Source organism: Serratia sp. GW822-FHT06E05 (genome assembly GCF_058799445.1).
Genome location: NZ_JBXALM010000004.1, coordinates 62,022 through 77,558 on the forward strand (window position 1 = coordinate 62,022; position 15,537 = coordinate 77,558).

At 55.8% G+C, this 15,537-nt stretch carries 13 protein-coding genes; 6 read left to right on the top strand and 7 right to left on the bottom strand.

All coding sequences use genetic code 11. From position 1 onward, the window contains the following. Positions 1 to 31 precede the first annotated feature (31 nt). From AC1RKC_RS12375 to AC1RKC_RS12385, 3 genes are all read left to right on the top strand, one after another. Positions 32 to 1,351 (top strand): MFS transporter, encoded by a 1,320-nt coding sequence (locus AC1RKC_RS12375; protein WP_041414071.1) that lies wholly within the window; start codon positions 32 to 34, stop codon positions 1,349 to 1,351. A gap of 72 nt (positions 1,352 to 1,423) precedes the next feature. Next, the gene (locus AC1RKC_RS12380) at positions 1,424 to 2,716 is read left to right on the top strand and encodes an MFS transporter (protein WP_261136405.1); all 1,293 of its coding nucleotides are present in this window, start codon (positions 1,424 to 1,426) and stop codon (positions 2,714 to 2,716) included. A 46-nt stretch (positions 2,717 to 2,762) separates the two neighbouring features. After that, a complete protein-coding gene (locus AC1RKC_RS12385) occupies positions 2,763 to 4,043 on the top strand; it encodes a YidR family protein (RefSeq protein ID WP_493092594.1) in 1,281 nt (426 codons plus the stop codon). A gap of 36 nt (positions 4,044 to 4,079) precedes the next feature. Here the strand turns inward: AC1RKC_RS12385 and AC1RKC_RS12390 are convergent, their stop codons facing one another. Then, on the bottom strand, positions 4,080 to 4,424 hold the full coding sequence (locus tag AC1RKC_RS12390; protein ID WP_041414075.1) for a YceK/YidQ family lipoprotein: 345 nt from the start codon (positions 4,422 to 4,424) through the stop codon (positions 4,080 to 4,082). A 303-nt stretch (positions 4,425 to 4,727) separates the two neighbouring features. On the opposite strand from AC1RKC_RS12390, the gene ibpA reads away from it, so the two are divergent. The 3 genes from ibpA to AC1RKC_RS12405 all read left to right on the top strand — a co-directional run bounded on the left by ibpA (position 4,728) and on the right by AC1RKC_RS12405 (position 7,581). After that, entirely contained in the window at positions 4,728 to 5,141 is a 414-nt protein-coding gene (ibpA, locus tag AC1RKC_RS12395; protein ID WP_046374826.1) for a small heat shock chaperone IbpA, read from the top strand. A gap of 128 nt (positions 5,142 to 5,269) precedes the next feature. Next, the gene (gene ibpB / locus AC1RKC_RS12400) at positions 5,270 to 5,698 is read left to right on the top strand and encodes a small heat shock chaperone IbpB (RefSeq protein WP_020824647.1); all 429 of its coding nucleotides are present in this window, start codon (positions 5,270 to 5,272) and stop codon (positions 5,696 to 5,698) included. Positions 5,699 to 5,922: 224 nt separating this feature from the next. Further along, positions 5,923 to 7,581, top strand: coding sequence for a putative transporter (locus AC1RKC_RS12405; RefSeq protein ID WP_046374825.1), 1,659 nt, complete (start codon positions 5,923 to 5,925; stop codon positions 7,579 to 7,581). A gap of 36 nt (positions 7,582 to 7,617) precedes the next feature. Here the strand turns inward: AC1RKC_RS12405 and AC1RKC_RS12410 are convergent, their stop codons facing one another. The 6 genes from AC1RKC_RS12410 to AC1RKC_RS12435 form a co-directional block, all read right to left on the bottom strand. Beyond that, positions 7,618 to 8,871 carry a valine--pyruvate transaminase gene (locus tag AC1RKC_RS12410; RefSeq protein WP_041415136.1) on the bottom strand — a complete coding sequence of 418 codons (1,254 nt, stop codon included), beginning with the start codon at positions 8,869 to 8,871 and terminating at the stop codon, positions 7,618 to 7,620. A gap of 134 nt (positions 8,872 to 9,005) precedes the next feature. Beyond that, a complete protein-coding gene (locus AC1RKC_RS12415; RefSeq protein WP_308529937.1) occupies positions 9,006 to 11,075 on the bottom strand; it encodes an alpha-amylase in 2,070 nt (689 codons plus the stop codon). A gap of 163 nt (positions 11,076 to 11,238) precedes the next feature. After that, positions 11,239 to 12,216 carry a glyoxylate/hydroxypyruvate reductase GhrB gene (ghrB, locus tag AC1RKC_RS12420; RefSeq protein WP_115057908.1) on the bottom strand — a complete coding sequence of 326 codons (978 nt, stop codon included), beginning with the start codon at positions 12,214 to 12,216 and terminating at the stop codon, positions 11,239 to 11,241. Positions 12,217 to 12,382: 166 nt separating this feature from the next. Further along, positions 12,383 to 13,651: an MFS transporter gene (locus tag AC1RKC_RS12425; RefSeq protein ID WP_020824654.1), complete on the bottom strand. Its 1,269-nt coding sequence runs from the start codon at positions 13,649 to 13,651 to the stop codon at positions 12,383 to 12,385. A gap of 109 nt (positions 13,652 to 13,760) precedes the next feature. Further along, positions 13,761 to 14,720, bottom strand: coding sequence for a sugar kinase (locus AC1RKC_RS12430; protein ID WP_046374822.1), 960 nt, complete (start codon positions 14,718 to 14,720; stop codon positions 13,761 to 13,763). Positions 14,721 to 14,725: 5 nt separating this feature from the next. Continuing rightward, positions 14,726 to 15,478 carry a sugar phosphate isomerase/epimerase family protein gene (locus AC1RKC_RS12435; protein ID WP_261136417.1) on the bottom strand — a complete coding sequence of 251 codons (753 nt, stop codon included), beginning with the start codon at positions 15,476 to 15,478 and terminating at the stop codon, positions 14,726 to 14,728. Between the last annotated feature and the right edge of the window lie 59 nt (positions 15,479 to 15,537).

Sequence of the window (15,537 nt, forward strand, 5' to 3'; positions counted from 1 at the left end):
ACACCTGCAAAATAGAATGTGAGGGTAGGCGATGAATAACGATCTGTACTCCTCAATAATTAAAAAAATGAATATAAGAATCATACCTTTCATTATGATTCTTTACCTGGTTGCTTATATAGATCGCTCAAATATTTCCGTGGCTGCATTGCAGATGAATGCCGATTTGGCCATGACGGCGGAAATGTACGGCATTGCGGCCGGTATATTTTATATTTCTTATATTATTTTCGAGGTGCCGAGCAACGTCATATTAACCCGCGTGGGCGCCAAACTGTGGATCGCGCGCATTATGATCACCTGGGGGGTTGTCGCCGCCGGCATGAGCCTGGTGCAAACCGCGAATCAGCTGTATGCGATGCGTTTCTTGCTGGGTATTGCGGAGGCCGGGTTTACCCCTGGGATTATCTATTATCTCTCCTGCTGGTATCCCCGCAGCGATCGTGCACGTGCGATGTCATTGTTTTATATAGGTGCTGCATTGGCTTCGGTGATTGGGTTGCCGATATCCGGATCCATCCTCGGCATGCATGGTTTTTTCGGAATTGAAGGCTGGCGCTGGTTATTCCTGCTGGAAGGCATTCCGGCGATGGCACTGGGTATCATGGTGTATTTCTACCTTGACGATGCGCCGGAGAAAGCGCGCTGGCTGACGCCACAACAGCGTGCATGGTTAGCCGAAACCCTGACGAATGAATCTGGGCAGGCGACTCTGGGCCACCACCATGGCTGGAAGGCGGCGCTGAAAAGCCAACGCGTGTGGGCGTTGAGTTTACTGTGGTTGTTGCAGGCATTCGGCACCATAGGCATCACGCTGTTTTTACCTCTGATAGTTAAGGGCGTGGTGGCCGAGCAGAGCAATTTTATTGTTAGTCTGCTTTCCGCGGTCCCCTTCCTTTTCGCCTGTCTCTTTATGTATTTGAACGGAAGGCATTCCGATCTTACCAAGGAGCGCTCTTGGCACCTTGGGCTTCCACTGATGGTCGCCGGGGGATTGCTGCTATTGGCGATTTACAGCCATAACCTGATCCTGGCCTACGGTCTGCTGGTGCTGACCGTGGGTCTGAATTGGGCGATCACTCCCATATTCTGGGCCGTGACGACAGAAACGGTGGCGGGGGTTGCCGGTGCGGCATCGATCGCCTTGATTAATGCGGTGGCCAATATTGCCGGACTTATTTTTCCACCGGTGATGGGGCGAATTAAGGACGTAACCGACAGTTATACGGCAGCGCTGATTATTGTCGCTATAGCATTAATTATCGGCGGCGTGATGGGCATAAAACTGGGTAGGCAAAGAAAAAGTACAGTCTCGCCTGAGAATATAAAAACCATTAATCATCATTTGTAATTTCAGCTGGTGAGTTGCCCTACAGTTTCTTCTCACCATTATTAAAATCCGAAAAATAACGGAATAACAAGAATGGACACAACCTTGACCTCAACACCACGAAGTAAACGCCGCTACCTGACGCTATTAATGATATTTGTCACCGTAGTCATTTGTTATGTCGACCGCGCCAACCTGGCGGTAGCTTCGGCGCATATTCAACAGGAATTTGGCATCAGCAAGGCGCAGATGGGCTATATTTTCTCGGCTTTTGCCTGGACCTATACTCTGTGTCAGATCCCCGGCGGTTGGTTTCTGGATCGCGTCGGGTCAAAACTAACCTATTTTATTGCCATCATGGGTTGGTCGATCGCCACGCTGCTGCAGGGATTTGCTGGCGGTCTGGCATCCCTGATCGGTCTGCGCGCAGTGACCGGCTTATTTGAAGCGCCCGCGTTTCCCACCAATAACCGGATAGTCACCAGTTGGTTCCCCGAGCAGGAGCGTGCATCGGCGGTTGGGTTTTATACATCCGGTCAGTTTGTCGGGCTGGCGTTTCTGACGCCGCTGCTGATATGGGTGCAGGAAATTTTGAGCTGGCACTGGGTATTTATTATCACTGGCGGTATCGGCATCGTTTGGGCGCTGATATGGCAGCGGGTGTACCAATCACCGCGCAACAGCAAAGGGGTGAACGCTGCCGAACTGACATATATTCAAGCCGGTGGCGGCATGGTCGACGGCGACGTTGCATCGGAAAAGAAAAGCCGCGTGGCGCTCACCGCCGCCGATTGGAAACTGGTGTTCCACCGCAAGTTGGTGGGGGTTTATATCGGCCAGTTTGCCATTACCTCTACGCTGTGGTTTTTCCTCACCTGGTTCCCTAACTACCTGACCCAGGAAAAGCATATCGCCGCACTGACCGCAGGCTTTATGACTACGGTGCCATTTCTGGCCGCATTTTGTGGCGTCTTGCTATCCGGCTTCGTGGCCGATCGTTTGCTACGCAGCGGCCGCTCTATCGGTTTTGCGCGGAAAACGCCGATTATCTGCGGATTGCTGCTTTCCACCTGCATCATGGGGGCAAATTACACCAATGATCCGCTGTGGATTATGGTGCTGATGGCACTGGCGTTCTTTGGCAACGGTTTCGCTTCCATCACCTGGTCGCTGGTGTCATCGCTGGCGCCTACCCGCTTGATTGGCCTGACCGGCGGGGTTTTCAACTTTGTCGGCGGGCTGGGTGGCATCACCGTACCACTGGTGGTGGGATATTTGGCGCAGGATTATGGTTTTGCTCCTTCGCTGATTTATATCTCCGTCGTGGCATTGATTGGTGCGCTGTCGTACCTGCTGTTGGTGGGTGATGTGAAACGCGTCGGGTGATCCGGTAAGATGGCGGCTCAGTGCCAGCATGCGCAGGGGAGCCGCCATGAGCCATCGGGAAAAACAGCTGACTTTTGACCCACGTGGGCATCAGTTAACCAATATTAATGTCTGGACGCCGGACAGCCAGTGGCTGGCTTACGACGTACGCCCGAACGGTGCCTCCTTCACCGGTCTGAGCATCGAGCGGGTGAATGTCGATACCGGCGTAGTCGAAGTCGTGTATCGCGCCCAACAGGGCGCCCACGTTGGTGTAGTGACCGTCTGCCCGGATGAACCCGCCCGCTATGCTTTCATTCATGGGCCTGAACACCCAGACAGCGTCTGGCATTACGATTTTCACCATCGCCGCGGGGTGATCGTCAGCGAACCCGACCGTGAGCTGGCTATTACCCTTGATGCGATGGATATCACTCCCCCTTATACGCCGGGTGCACTGCGTGGCGGCACTCACGTACATGTGTTCAGCCCGGACGGCAGTCGCCTGAGCTTTACTTATAACGACCACGTCATGCACGAACTGGATCGGGCGCAGGACCTGCGTAACGTTGGCGTGGCCGTACCGTTACAGGGAGTGAACCCGCCGAAGCAGCATCCTCGTGAATATGACGGCAGCCATTACTGCGTGCTGGTGAGCGAGACCACGACACAACCCCAACCCGGCAGCGATCAGATTAACCGCGCCTATGAAGAGGGCTGGGTCGGGCAAAGGGGCTATGTACGGCCCGATGGGCGTCAGCAGCGCTGGGCGCTGGCATTTATCGGCGACACTCTTTCTCATCACGGTGAAAAGTTGCCGGAAGTATTCATTGTGGATTTGCCGCAGGATGACGCTGATTACGCCAGGGCAGGTTCCCGGCCGCTGCAGGGGACCGCAAACAGCTTGCCTGCGCCACCGCGGGGCGTGCACCAACGGCGGTTGACCTTTACCGGCGAGCGTCGTTATCCAGGCGTGGTAACCGCCCCTCGTCACTGGCTGCGCAGCTCGCCCGATGGCAGCATGATTGCCTGTTTAATGAAGGATGATGCGGGTGTGGTACAGCTGTGGACGGTTTCGCCAAACGGCGGTGAACCGCGGCAGGTCACTCGTGGTGAACAGGGGATCCAATCGGCGTTCAGTTGGCACCCACAGGGTGGGCGAATTGCGCTGGTGTGTGACAACAGCCTGATGCTGTGCGAGGTGGCCAGCGGCCGCATGCAGCGCCTGACTCAGCGGACGGCGCTACCCCCATCGGGCGATGCTATCGTATTTTCACCGGATGGAAACAAAGTGGCCTTTATGCGCGAGGTCGACGGATTCAGCCAGATTTTTGTGGTTGAAGTCTGATCGAGGGGGCGGGCGAGAAGCCCGCATCAGAATATTTTACTGGGGTGTGGTCGTAGCGGCATGGGCCGGATCGCCGCTAGCGGCCAGGTTCTGCTCTTCGCCGCGCAAAATACGCGCTTTAGGTGAGTCCGCGGTACTGTCGCTGCCGGAGCGCATGTAGTCGTAAGGCAGTAATACGGTATCCATCACCGCCGAGAATGGCAGGTCCAACGCCACCAGCGGCATCATTGCCCAGCTGGTATTGTCGTCCTTCAGCATATCCACGCTGGCACGGGTGCCAGGATAGTAACCCTGATTAGGGCCGGTATGACTCATTACGCTGGAGCAGCCGTTGGTCGCTAACAGCATGCAACTGGTTGCTATGACTCTTATCGTTTTCATTTTCCATCCTGCAGGGTGCTGTTCCCCAAAATCTGCTGATCTATAACATCCTCTGGATGTTTTAAAAGGAGCAAGGACCCGCTCTGTGGCGGTTGTCTCACTTTATTGTAAGGGATAAAAAAACTTTCGCCGAACTGATTGTCATTTTTTTGATCGTGAGCGGTTGAAATGGTGAAAGCGACCCCCATTTTCTTATCAAGGCCAAATTAAGAATTTGCCGTAAGGGAATTCTGGCTATTTAGTCTGTCCATGATGGAAGGCTTAATTATTCAACCTCGCTGAAGTGCCTTAGGAGGCTGTTTTATGCGTAACTTTGATCTTTCACCGCTTTACCGTTCCGCTATTGGGTTTGACCGTTTGTTTAACGCGTTGGAGGCAGGTCAGAGCCAAAGCAATGGCGGTTATCCACCCTATAACGTTGAGCTGGTCGATGAAAATCATTACCGCATTGCGATCGCGGTGGCCGGATTTGCCGAACAGGAGCTGGAAATCACTACCCAGGACAATCTGCTGATAGTCCGTGGCGCTCATAATAACGATCCAGCGGAAAGAACCTACTTATATCAAGGTATTGCCGAGCGAAACTTTGAACGTAAATTCCAGTTGGCCGAGCATATCCAAATTAAAGGCGCCAAACTGGAAAACGGGTTGCTGTATATCGATATGGAACGACTGGTACCGGAAACATTAAAACCGCGTCGTATAGAAATTAAATAATTCATATTTCATCGGCGAAACGTCTCGCTGGTGCAATGTTAATGCCTGCCGACAGGGGGCATACCTTAATTTACCCTATGAATTTCAAGCTACGGGTAAAATCTCGCTTCATAGAAGGAGTTTACATCATGCGTAATTACGATCTTTCACCTTTGCTTCGTCAGTGGATTGGTTTCGACAAACTGGCCAGTTCAATGGGCGGCCAGGAGCCACAGGGGTTCCCGCCTTACAACATAGAGAAAAGCGACGACAACCATTACCGCATTTCTCTGGCGTTAGCCGGGTTTAAACAAAGTGAGCTGGATATTGAAGTAGAAGGCCCACGCCTGACCGTGCGTGGCAAGCCGACACCGCCAGAAAAACAGGTGGAATATCTGCATCAGGGGCTGGTGTTCAAAGACTTCAACCTGACCTTCACGCTGGCTGAACACCTGCAGGTCTCTGAGGCCAAGTTTGAAAACGGTCTGCTGCATATCGATCTGGTGCGTCATGTCCCAGAAGCTCTGCAGCCACAGCGTATCGCCATCGGCACCACGCCGGGATTGGAATCAAAATAACGCTTTGAAAAATTCATAGTTTTACCTATGCATTTCAGGCCGCAGAGGTTCGTACGGCGGCCTGAAAGAGGAAAGGTATCGACGGGGGAAGTCCAAACGGGCTTCCCCCGTTGCATTATGTGGCTTAACCCACAGTCGCGTTTTCCTACCTATGCCAAAATCCCTGTTAATTGTGTGACTTTGACCGCAAACCGGTTGTTAAACTTCTGGCAAGGATGTGACCTATGAGCGAAATCGCCCTGACCGTCAGTATGTTGGCGTTGGTGGCCGTTCTCGGGCTGTGGATGGGTAACTGGAAGCTGTATGGGGTTGGGTTGGGGATTGGCGGGGTGCTGTTTGGCGGCATTATCGTCGGGCATTTCGCCCAGAGTTGGCAGCTCAGTCTGAATGGCGACATGCTGCACTTCATTCAGGAGTTTGGCCTGATCCTGTTCGTTTACACCATAGGTATTCAGGTCGGGCCTGGTTTCTTCTCTTCTTTGCGGGTGTCCGGGTTGCGGCTCAACGGCTTCGCCATTTTGCTGGTGCTGGTAGGCGGGGTGGTCGCGGCGGTGGTTCACAAGCTGTTTGACGTCCCGCTGCCGATCATTCTTGGCGTGTTCTCCGGTGCCGTCACCAATACCCCCGCACTCGGCGCCGGGCAGCAAATTCTTACCGATTTGGGCTCAGATCCGGCAATGGTCGATCGCATGGGGATGGGCTATGCCATGGCCTATCCGTTCGGTATCTGCGGCATTCTGCTGGTGATGTGGCTGATACGCCTGTTTTTCCGCATCAATATCGAACGGGAGGCTCAGGCTTTTGAAAGCAGCCTGGGCAACCAGCGCGAGCTGCTGCAAACCATGAATATCGCGGTGCGTAACCCGAACCTGCAAGGGATGGCGATCAAGAATGTGCCGCTGCTGAACGGTGAGGATATTATCTGTTCACGCCTGAAACGCGGTGAGTTGCTGATGGTACCGGCGCCGCTTGAGAGGCTGGAGCTGGGCGACTATCTGCATCTGGTGGGCAAACGTGAAAGTCTGGAAAATGCGCGGTTGGTGATTGGCGAAGAGGTTGACGTCTCGCTGTCAACGCGGGGGACGGAACTGCAGGTGGTGAGGGCGGTGGTGACCAATGAAAAAGTCTTGGGCAGCAAAATCCGCGATCTGAACCTGAAGCAAAAGTACGACGTGGTGATCTCGCGCCTCAACCGCGCGGGGGTTGAACTGGTGGCAGGCAGCAATGTAACGCTGCAATTCGGCGACATCCTCAATCTGGTTGGCCGCCCGGAGTCCATCGAGGCGGTGGCGGCCATTGTCGGCAATGCCCAACAGAAGTTGCAGCAGGTGCAAATGCTGCCGGTGTTTATCGGTATCGGTTTGGGGGTACTGTTGGGATCTGTGCCGCTGTTTATACCGGGTTTCCCTGCTGCGTTGCGCTTGGGCCTGGCCGGTGGGCCGCTGGTTGCGGCCTTGATACTCGGGCGTATCGGTAGCATTGGCAAGCTGTATTGGTTTATGCCGCCCAGCGCTAACCTGGCGTTGCGTGAACTGGGTATCGTGCTATTTCTGGCGGTGGTGGGGCTGAAGTCGGGCGGCAATTTTGTCGATACCCTGATTAATGGCGAAGGGTTGGCGTGGATTGGTTACGGTGCACTGATCACCGCAATTCCGTTGCTCAGCGTTGGCATATTGGCGCGGATGGTGGGCAAGATGAATTATTTGACGCTGTCCGGCATGCTGGCAGGTTCAATGACCGATCCGCCGGCGCTGGCATTTGCTAACGGCCTGCACCCGACCAGCGGCGCTGCCGCGCTGTCTTACGCCACGGTATATCCGTTGGCGATGTTCCTGCGCATCATGTCGCCGCAGCTGCTGGCGGTGCTGTTCTGGGCAATGTAAGGCTTTGGGGCGCTGTCTGAGCGCCCCTTATTCAAATCAGCCAGCCTCCTGATGAGCACGCTCGATCTCTTCCGCCAGTATCGCCACGCCACGTTCAATTTTCTCCGGATCCGGCACGTAGTTCATCCGCATGCACTGATGAGTATGCGGCCATTCATGTTCCAGCCCCGGGAAGAAGTAGTGGCCTGGCACCATCAGCACGCCGCGCTTTTTCAGGCGCTGATACAACAGCTCGGTGGTGATCGGCAGATCCTTGAACCATAGCCACAGGAAAATCGCCCCTTCCGGTTTATGGATCAGGCAGCGTTCCGGCGACAGATAGCGGCGGATAATGCCGATAGTTTGCTCGACGCGCTGCTTGTAGAACGGACGGATCACCTCGTTTGACAGTCGCAACAGGTCGCCACGTTCGATCATTTCCGTTGCCATGGCCGGCCCCATGCTGCCTGGCGACAAGCTGATAATGCCGTTCATGTTGGTCAGGGCGCCGATGGTTTTCTCATCGGCAATCACGATGCCGCAGCGCGAGCCGGGCAGGCCAAGTTTCGACAGGCTCATGCACAGGATAATGTTCGGGTTCCACAGCGGCGTAGCGTCGCTGAAGATAATGCCGGGGAAGGGTACGCCGTAAGCGTTATCGATCACCAGCGGGATATTGCGCTGCTGCGCCAGCCGATCGAGTTTCATCAGCTCTTCGTCGGTGATCACGTTACCGGTCGGGTTGGTTGGGCGCGACACGCAGATCATGCCGATATCGTCGCCAATATTCAGATGTTCGAAGTCAACGTGATACTTGAACTGACCTTCCGGCAGCAGCTCAATGTTGGGCTTGGCCGAAACAAACAGCCCCTCGTCCAACCCGGCATCGGCATAGCCGATATATTCCGGCGCCAACGGAAACAGCACGCGGCGACGGCTGCCGTCGGCATAGCGCCCGGCAAACAGGTTAAACAAGTAGAAAAACGCGCTCTGGCTGCCATTTGTCAGTGCAATGTTCTGTGGCGAGATCTGCCAGCCCAGCTCATCGCGCAGCAAATTAGCCAGCGCTTTCAGCAGGGCGTCTTTGCCCTGCGGGCCGTCATAGTTACACAGCGCCTCGGTCAGTTTGCCCTGATCGAGCATGTCCTGGCACAGTTGTTTGAAGTAGCTTTCCATCTCTGGAATTTGCGCCGGATTACCGCCGCCGAGCATGATGGCACCGGGGGTGCGCAGGCCTTCGTTCAGGTCATCCATTAAACGGGTAATGCCCGCGTAACGGGTAAATTTGTCGCCGAAAAGTGAAAAAGTCATAGGTGCAACTGTATTGTTTTTAGCAGGTAATACCCCACCATACCGCCAGACAATTTCCGGTGCAATGCGGTTCATAAAACAACCACCGGGAGTAAACTTCACCCGATGGTTTTTTAGCAGCATATCTCTCTGAATTATTGTGACCGATCGCCGACCCAGGCCACCATCACTTTATCGTCGCCGAGCCGACGGCTGAAAGCATAGTAGTGTGCCGTTTGCTGCGACTGCTGTGTGCCGGCACCGATCGCCGGGTGACGAGCGCGGAATTGACCCAGCCGCTGCCAGTGTGCCAACAGAGGAGCTTTGCTACCCTGCAACTCGGCCCAGTTCATATCGGAACGGGTACCCTGCAACGGATCTGAACCGGTAGGGCCTAGATCACGGCCACTTTCATCGCCGTAGTAAATCTGCACCGCACCGGGTGCCAACAGCAATAGATCGGCAGCGCGCTGCTGCAGCGTTAGCGACCCTTTAGCATCGCTGGCAAAGAACAGCCGGGTATCGTGCGAGGAGATGTAGCTCAACACGTTGAAATCCTGCAGCTTGTCAGCCATCTGTCGGTAGGTGGCATCGATGTTGGAGAAGCAAGCCAAGGCCTGGGAAGCCTGATCCTGGAAGTCAAAATTGATCATCGCGTCGAAGCCGTTCTGGTAATAGTCGCTTTTCATCACGCCATGGCCCCAGGCTTCGCCGGTCATCCAGAAAGGAGCATCATCCAGCGCCTGTTGTGGATGGGCGGTTTTCCACTCTGCCAGAGCTGCGGTGGCACGCTGTTTCAATAGCGCCAGCGTTGGTTTTTCTACGTGCTTGGCGGTGTCGACGCGAAAACCGTCAATGCCATAGTCACGTACCCACTGGCTAAGCCAGGTGGTCAGGTAGTCGCGTGTGGTGGCGCCGGAAATCTCCCGCGCGGCGGTATCGGGTTTATGGCGGTAAAACAGGGGCAGACCACTGGCTCCGGGCGCTTCAGTTTTGATGTCCGGAAGGAAAGCCAGCGACATGGTGAGATCGTTATAGCCGGGTGGATCGTAGTCACCGATATCGGTACGGATCCAGTTTTTGCCCCACCATGAACTCCAGCCCGCTTTATCGCTGAAGTTGATGTAATCGTTGAAGCTGTGCCAGTTTTGACCTGGGCCTGGTCGCCAGTCGCCCCAATGTTTACCCAACGTTTTTTCGATTTCTTCCTCCTTCAGATACAGCGAACCGAATTGGAAGGTCTGCATATCTGCCAGCGTGGCGTAGCCGACGTGATTCACTACCACGTCAAACAGAATGCGGATACCGCGTTGGTGCGCCTGATCGACCAGCGTGCGCAGGTCTTGCTCGCTGCCCATATTGGCATCGAGTCGGGTCCAGTCCAGCGCGTAATAGCCGTGGTAAGCGTAATGCGGGAAGTCTCCTTTGGTACCGCCGCCGACCCAACCGTGGATTTGCTCCAGCGGCGAACTGATCCACAGCGCATTGACGCCAAGCTGTTGCAAATAATCCAGTTTGTTCATCAGGCCAGCCAGATCGCCGCCGTGGAAGGTGCCGATCTCCTGCATGCCGTCGCTGCGGCGTCCGTAGCTGTGGTCGTTGGCCGGGTTGCCGTTCTCAAAGCGATCGGTAAGGGCAAAATACACCGTGGCGTTGTGCCAATTGAAGGGCGCCGGTTTTTCGCTACCGGCAGATTCCAACAACAGCAATCCACCGCTACCGGTGGCGGGTTGCAGGGTGATTTTTCCCTGGCTGACCTTTGCCGTTTGGCCTGAATAGAAATCGCGTACCAATTCGCCTTCGTCAAAGGTTGCCGCGACGTCAAGGGTGACCGGTTTACCGTCCCAGCGTTGGCAGGTGCGCGTGGCGGCGGCAGTGGCGATTTCCGCTGCGGTTTTCAGACTGAGTTGTAACGTCGGCGTGCCGCTGCGCGTGTCGATGCGCACCTGGTATTCCCCGGTGCGAAACAGCCGCCAGTTAACCGGCGGGTTATCGCCGCAGGGTTGCAGTGACAACGTCTGGTTCAGTTTGACCGGCGTGGTTGGCTGCCAGCATTGCTGGTCTTGGTAAATTTTCAGCGGCAGTTCGCCTTTGGGCAGCGTGGCGTGGCTGGTGAACAAGCCGTCGGCGGAGGTACCGTCAAAGGCTGGGAAGCTTTGCAGCGTCCAGCTTGCCATTGCCGCAGGCGACAGCAGCATCAGCAGGGGAAGGGTCAGGCGTTTCATGGCTCTCCTTACGCGTGGCAGGAAGCGTTTTTATCGTAGGGTAACGCCCAGTGTGACGAACGATGAAAAAATAGCCTCATCCCGGCGCGAGATTTTCAGGGAGGAGAAGGCAGGGGGAGGTGAAGGGCAAGAGATAGGGCGGGAAAACTCCCGCCCATGAAAGTTACTTCTTCAGCAGCTGCGGGTTAACGCAGTTTTCTGTGACCTTGCCGGTCAGCGCGGCGATCAGGTTGTCCACGGCGCAGGCGGCCATGCCATAACGGGTTTCATGGGTCGCAGAACCGATATGCGGCAGCGCCACCACGTTTGGCAACGTCAACAGCGGTGAAGATACCGGCAGCGGTTCCTGTTCGAACACGTCCAGCCCGGCGGCATGAATAGTGCCGTGTTGCAGCGCCTCAACCAGTGCCGCTTCATCCACCACCGGACCACGGCCGGCGTTGATCAGAATGCCGCTCTTTTTCATCTTCGCCAGTTGGTCACGGCTGATCATATGGAAAGTTTCGTCGGTCAGCGGCAGCGTAATGCAGATGAAATCGGATTCGGCCAACAGGGTATCCAGGTCACAGCGGCGGGCATTAAAACGCTGCTCTGCTTCTTCATGAGTGCGGCGGGCGTTATACAGCACCGGCATGCCGAAGCCGAAATGAGCGCGTTGCGCCAGCGCCAGACCAATACGACCCATGCCGAGGATGCCGATAGTTTTGTGGTGCACGTCAACGCCAAACCAGTCTGCCCCGATGCTGCCTTGCCATTCGCCGGCTTTCACTCGATCGGCCACTTCTACCACGCGACGAGCTGTCGCCAAAACCAGGCTCATGATGGTGTCGGCGACGGTTTCAGTCAGCACGGTTGGGGTGTGCATCAGCAGCACGTTATGGGCATTAAGCGCGTCAACGTCGAAATTATCGTAACCGACGGAAATGGTTGAAGCCGCGCGCAGTTTGGGTGCCTGCTGCAAGAAAGCCTCATCAATTTTGCCGCCGGAACCGATGATCCCTTCTGCCTGTTGCAGCGCCTGGCGTAACTCATCGCGGTTTTCCGGATTTAGCCCGTTGAAGGCGTGCACGGTGAAGTGCTGTTCCAGTCGTTCACGCAGATCGGTGGGAATGCTTTTGTATAACACGATAGAAGGCTTCATCACTTACTCCAGCAATACCCTTCGTCTTTCAGACTGCAGCGTTGTTAACTGCTCGAACTTCCCCCAGTGACTTACTTAAGTCAGCGTCTGGGGGAAGTTCGTTTGTCGCCTGGCTGCAGCCTGAAATCCATTGGGTATATTCAACAGAAAATAAATTATAACGAGACTAAGCCAGTTGTGGGTGAGCCTCGTTGCGAGCGGGCTTGACGATCAGCGTCACCACCACGGCCACCAGCAGCGCAATGGCCATAAACATATACGAAGCTGCCGGGCTGCCGGTTGCGCCGTTGAGGTAACCGACGAACCAGGAACCGAAGAAGGAACCCAGCGCACCCATGCTGTTGATCAATGCCATGGCACCGCCGGCGACGTTTTTCGGCAGCATCTCGGGAATGATGGCGAAGAACGGCCCGTAAGGGGCGTACATTGCCGCACCGGCAATCACCAGCAGGGCATAAGAGATCCAGAAGTGGTTGGCGCCTACGGCATAAGAACCAAAGAACGCCAGCGCGCCAATCAGCAGCAGTGGCCAGACGAACAGCTTACGGTTTTGCATTTTGTCCGAAGCCCAGGACACCAGGATCATGGCGATGGTCGCCGCCAGGTAAGGCACTGCCGACAGCCAGCCGGCCTCCACCATGCCCATTTCCATGCCGCTGCGCAGGATAGAAGGCAACCACAGCACGAAGCCATACACGCCAATGCTCCAGGCGAAGTACTGGACGCAAAGCAGGATCACGTTGCGTGAGCGGAAGGCTTCGCTGTAGTTACGCACCGCTTTGATGCCTTTCTGCTCTTCTTCCAACTGCTGCTGCAGGGCCAGCTTTTCGTCATCGCTCAACCATTTGGCCTGCGCCGGTTTGTCTTTGACCAGCACCCACCAACAGAAGGCCCAGATCACCGCCGGAATGCCTTCAAAGATGAACATTTCACGCCAGCCGTAGGCATGGATCAGGTAGCCGGAAACCACCGACATCCACAGCACGGTGACGGGGTTACCGAGGATCAGGAAGGTATTGGCACGCGAACGTTCGGACTTGGTGAACCAGTTGCTGATGTAAATCAGCATTGCCGGCATCACCGCGGCCTCCACCACGCCGAGGATAAAACGGATGGCCGCCAGCATCGGGATATTGCTGACCATGCCGGTCAGCGAGGCGCAGGCGCCCCACAGGATCAGGCACCAGAAAATCAGTTTTTTAACGCTGCGGCGTTCGGCATAGATCGCCCCCGGGATTTGGAAAAAGAAATAGCCGAGGAAAAACAGCGCGCCCAGCAGCGATGACATGCCTTTGGTGATGCCCAGATCGTCATTGATGCCAGCCGCCGAGGCAAAGCTGAAGTTGGCTCGGTCGAGATAGGCCAGGCTGTAGGTGATAAACACGATGGGCATGATGTACCACCAGCGTTTAGCCGCGATAGTCGCTTTGGTCATGTTCAGATTCCTTCAGTGGTGTCGTGGTGCTCTCCCGGCGGATCTGGTTGTAGGGCCAGAGACATCAGCCGTTCGGAGAAGGCTATTAACTGATATTGTTTTGTTATATTTATTCAGCCAGTGCCGCGCGGGTCGGCAACCCTTCGCTGTCACCGATGGCCTGAATGGCCAGCGAGCCGATTTTATTGCCGCGTTGCACCGCCTGTTTCAGCGTTTTGCCTTCCAGCAGGGCGCTGATGGTCCCGACGGCAAAGCCGTCTCCTGCACCTACGGTATCCACCACATTGCTGACTTTGATTGCGGCTACCGCCGCCTGATCGCCCGCTGCGGTTTTAAACCAGGCGCCGTCCGGGCCGGTTTTAATGATCACCGCCTGTACGCCGCGCTCCAGATAAAAATCGGCAATCCCTTCCGGTGTCGACTGGCCGGTAAGAATTTGCCCTTCTTTCAGCCCCGGCAGCACCCAGTCGGCGGCAAACGCCAGCTTGTTCAGCTGCTCGATCATCACCTGTTGGCTGGACCACAACACCGGGCGCAGATTGGGGTCAAATGAAATGGTTTTGCCCATCGCCCGCATCTCGCGCGCCGCGTGGTTGCACAGCGCCAGCGATTGACCGGACAGCGCTGCCGCCACGCCGCTCAGGTGCAGGTGGCGTGCGGAACCAAAGTAATCGCGGTTGAAGTCGTCGACCGACAGGTGGCTGGCCGCCGAGCCTTTGCGGAAATACTCCACACTGGGATCGGTACCATCGGAGGTTTTAGATTTGATCTGAAAGCCGGTCGGATAATTAGCATCCACCGTCACTTGCTGGGCGTTGATGCCTTCTTTTTTCAACTGCTGCAGGGTGAAGCGGCCGAAAGTGTCGTTGCCGACGCGGCTGACCCAGCCGACGTTCAGCCCCAGGCGAGCCAGGCCGATTGCGACGTTCAGCTCGGCGCCGGCAATGCGTTTGGTGAAGTTGTCCACTTCCGCCAGATCGCCGGTTTGGGTTGCCACGAACATCGCCATGGCTTCACCCAGAGTGACGACGTCCAGTTGCGCGCGATGCGCGGTAGTCAGCGTTGTCATGATGTTTACTCCGCGCGCAAAAGGTTAACGTAGTAGCGGGTCACGTCTTCCAGACTGTCACCTTGCAGTGGGAATTCAATGCCGCGTGGTGCGTCCAGCGGCAGGCGAGTCAGCAGATCGCGCCATTTGCCGTCGCTGTCATCCAGCGCCACGGCACGCCAGCCTTTCAGGCTATGAGTTGCGGCTTTAACGTGAACGTAGCTGACGTGGCGGGCCAGGCGATCGGCGGCGGCGAAGGCGTCTTGCCCCACCCAGTGCCAGTTGGCCATGTCGAACGTCATGCTGACCGGCAGACGGTTATCTTCTGCGGCGTGGAAAAAGGCGTTGAGCAGCGACAAAATCCCGCAGTCAGGCGTTTGATCGTTCTCGACCACCAGGCTGACCGGATGTTGCTCCAGTGCCACTTTCAGTTCGGTAAAGTCGAAGCCCGGCTGGTAATGCCCAAGCGAGAGTTTCAACTGACGCGCGTTCAGCGTTTGGGCTTCCGCCAGCAGTGCCGGCAGGTTCGGGTTGAGCGTATGTTGTGGAGTGAACAGAGCCTCAGGCGCAGAGTAAACGGCAAACAGCTGCTGTTGTTCGATGGCCTGAGCCAGTGCCGGCAGGTTTTCCAGCTCCTGGGCAGAAAACAGTTCGCGGCGGATCTCTACACCGTCGGCGCCGGCATCGGCAATGATCGGCAATAATGCGGTCTGGCCGCCGAGCTGTTGGACGGTATCGGTGCCGTAGGCACCGCTCACCACGATAATTTCTCTTGTCATTTTTTGCTCCTGAGGTGGCGTTATCCCACCGCTGCTGTTAACCACACGTTAAATGGTAC

Coding starts and splice junctions, on each gene's coding strand:
- AC1RKC_RS12430 (WP_046374822.1), bottom strand. CDS start 14,720: ATGACAACGCTGACTACCGCGCATCGCGCGCAACTGGACGTCGTCACT.
- AC1RKC_RS12425 (WP_020824654.1), bottom strand. CDS start 13,651: ATGACCAAAGCGACTATCGCGGCTAAACGCTGGTGGTACATCATGCCC.
- AC1RKC_RS12390 (WP_041414075.1), bottom strand. CDS start 4,424: ATGAAAACGATAAGAGTCATAGCAACCAGTTGCATGCTGTTAGCGACC.
- AC1RKC_RS12375 (WP_041414071.1), top strand. CDS start 32: ATGAATAACGATCTGTACTCCTCAATAATTAAAAAAATGAATATAAGA.
- ibpB (WP_020824647.1), top strand. CDS start 5,270: ATGCGTAATTACGATCTTTCACCTTTGCTTCGTCAGTGGATTGGTTTC.
- AC1RKC_RS12435 (WP_261136417.1), bottom strand. CDS start 15,478: ATGACAAGAGAAATTATCGTGGTGAGCGGTGCCTACGGCACCGATACC.
- AC1RKC_RS12380 (WP_261136405.1), top strand. CDS start 1,424: ATGGACACAACCTTGACCTCAACACCACGAAGTAAACGCCGCTACCTG.
- AC1RKC_RS12405 (WP_046374825.1), top strand. CDS start 5,923: ATGAGCGAAATCGCCCTGACCGTCAGTATGTTGGCGTTGGTGGCCGTT.
- ibpA (WP_046374826.1), top strand. CDS start 4,728: ATGCGTAACTTTGATCTTTCACCGCTTTACCGTTCCGCTATTGGGTTT.
- AC1RKC_RS12410 (WP_041415136.1), bottom strand. CDS start 8,871: ATGACTTTTTCACTTTTCGGCGACAAATTTACCCGTTACGCGGGCATT.
- ghrB (WP_115057908.1), bottom strand. CDS start 12,216: ATGAAGCCTTCTATCGTGTTATACAAAAGCATTCCCACCGATCTGCGT.
- AC1RKC_RS12385 (WP_493092594.1), top strand. CDS start 2,763: ATGAGCCATCGGGAAAAACAGCTGACTTTTGACCCACGTGGGCATCAG.
- AC1RKC_RS12415 (WP_308529937.1), bottom strand. CDS start 11,075: ATGAAACGCCTGACCCTTCCCCTGCTGATGCTGCTGTCGCCTGCGGCA.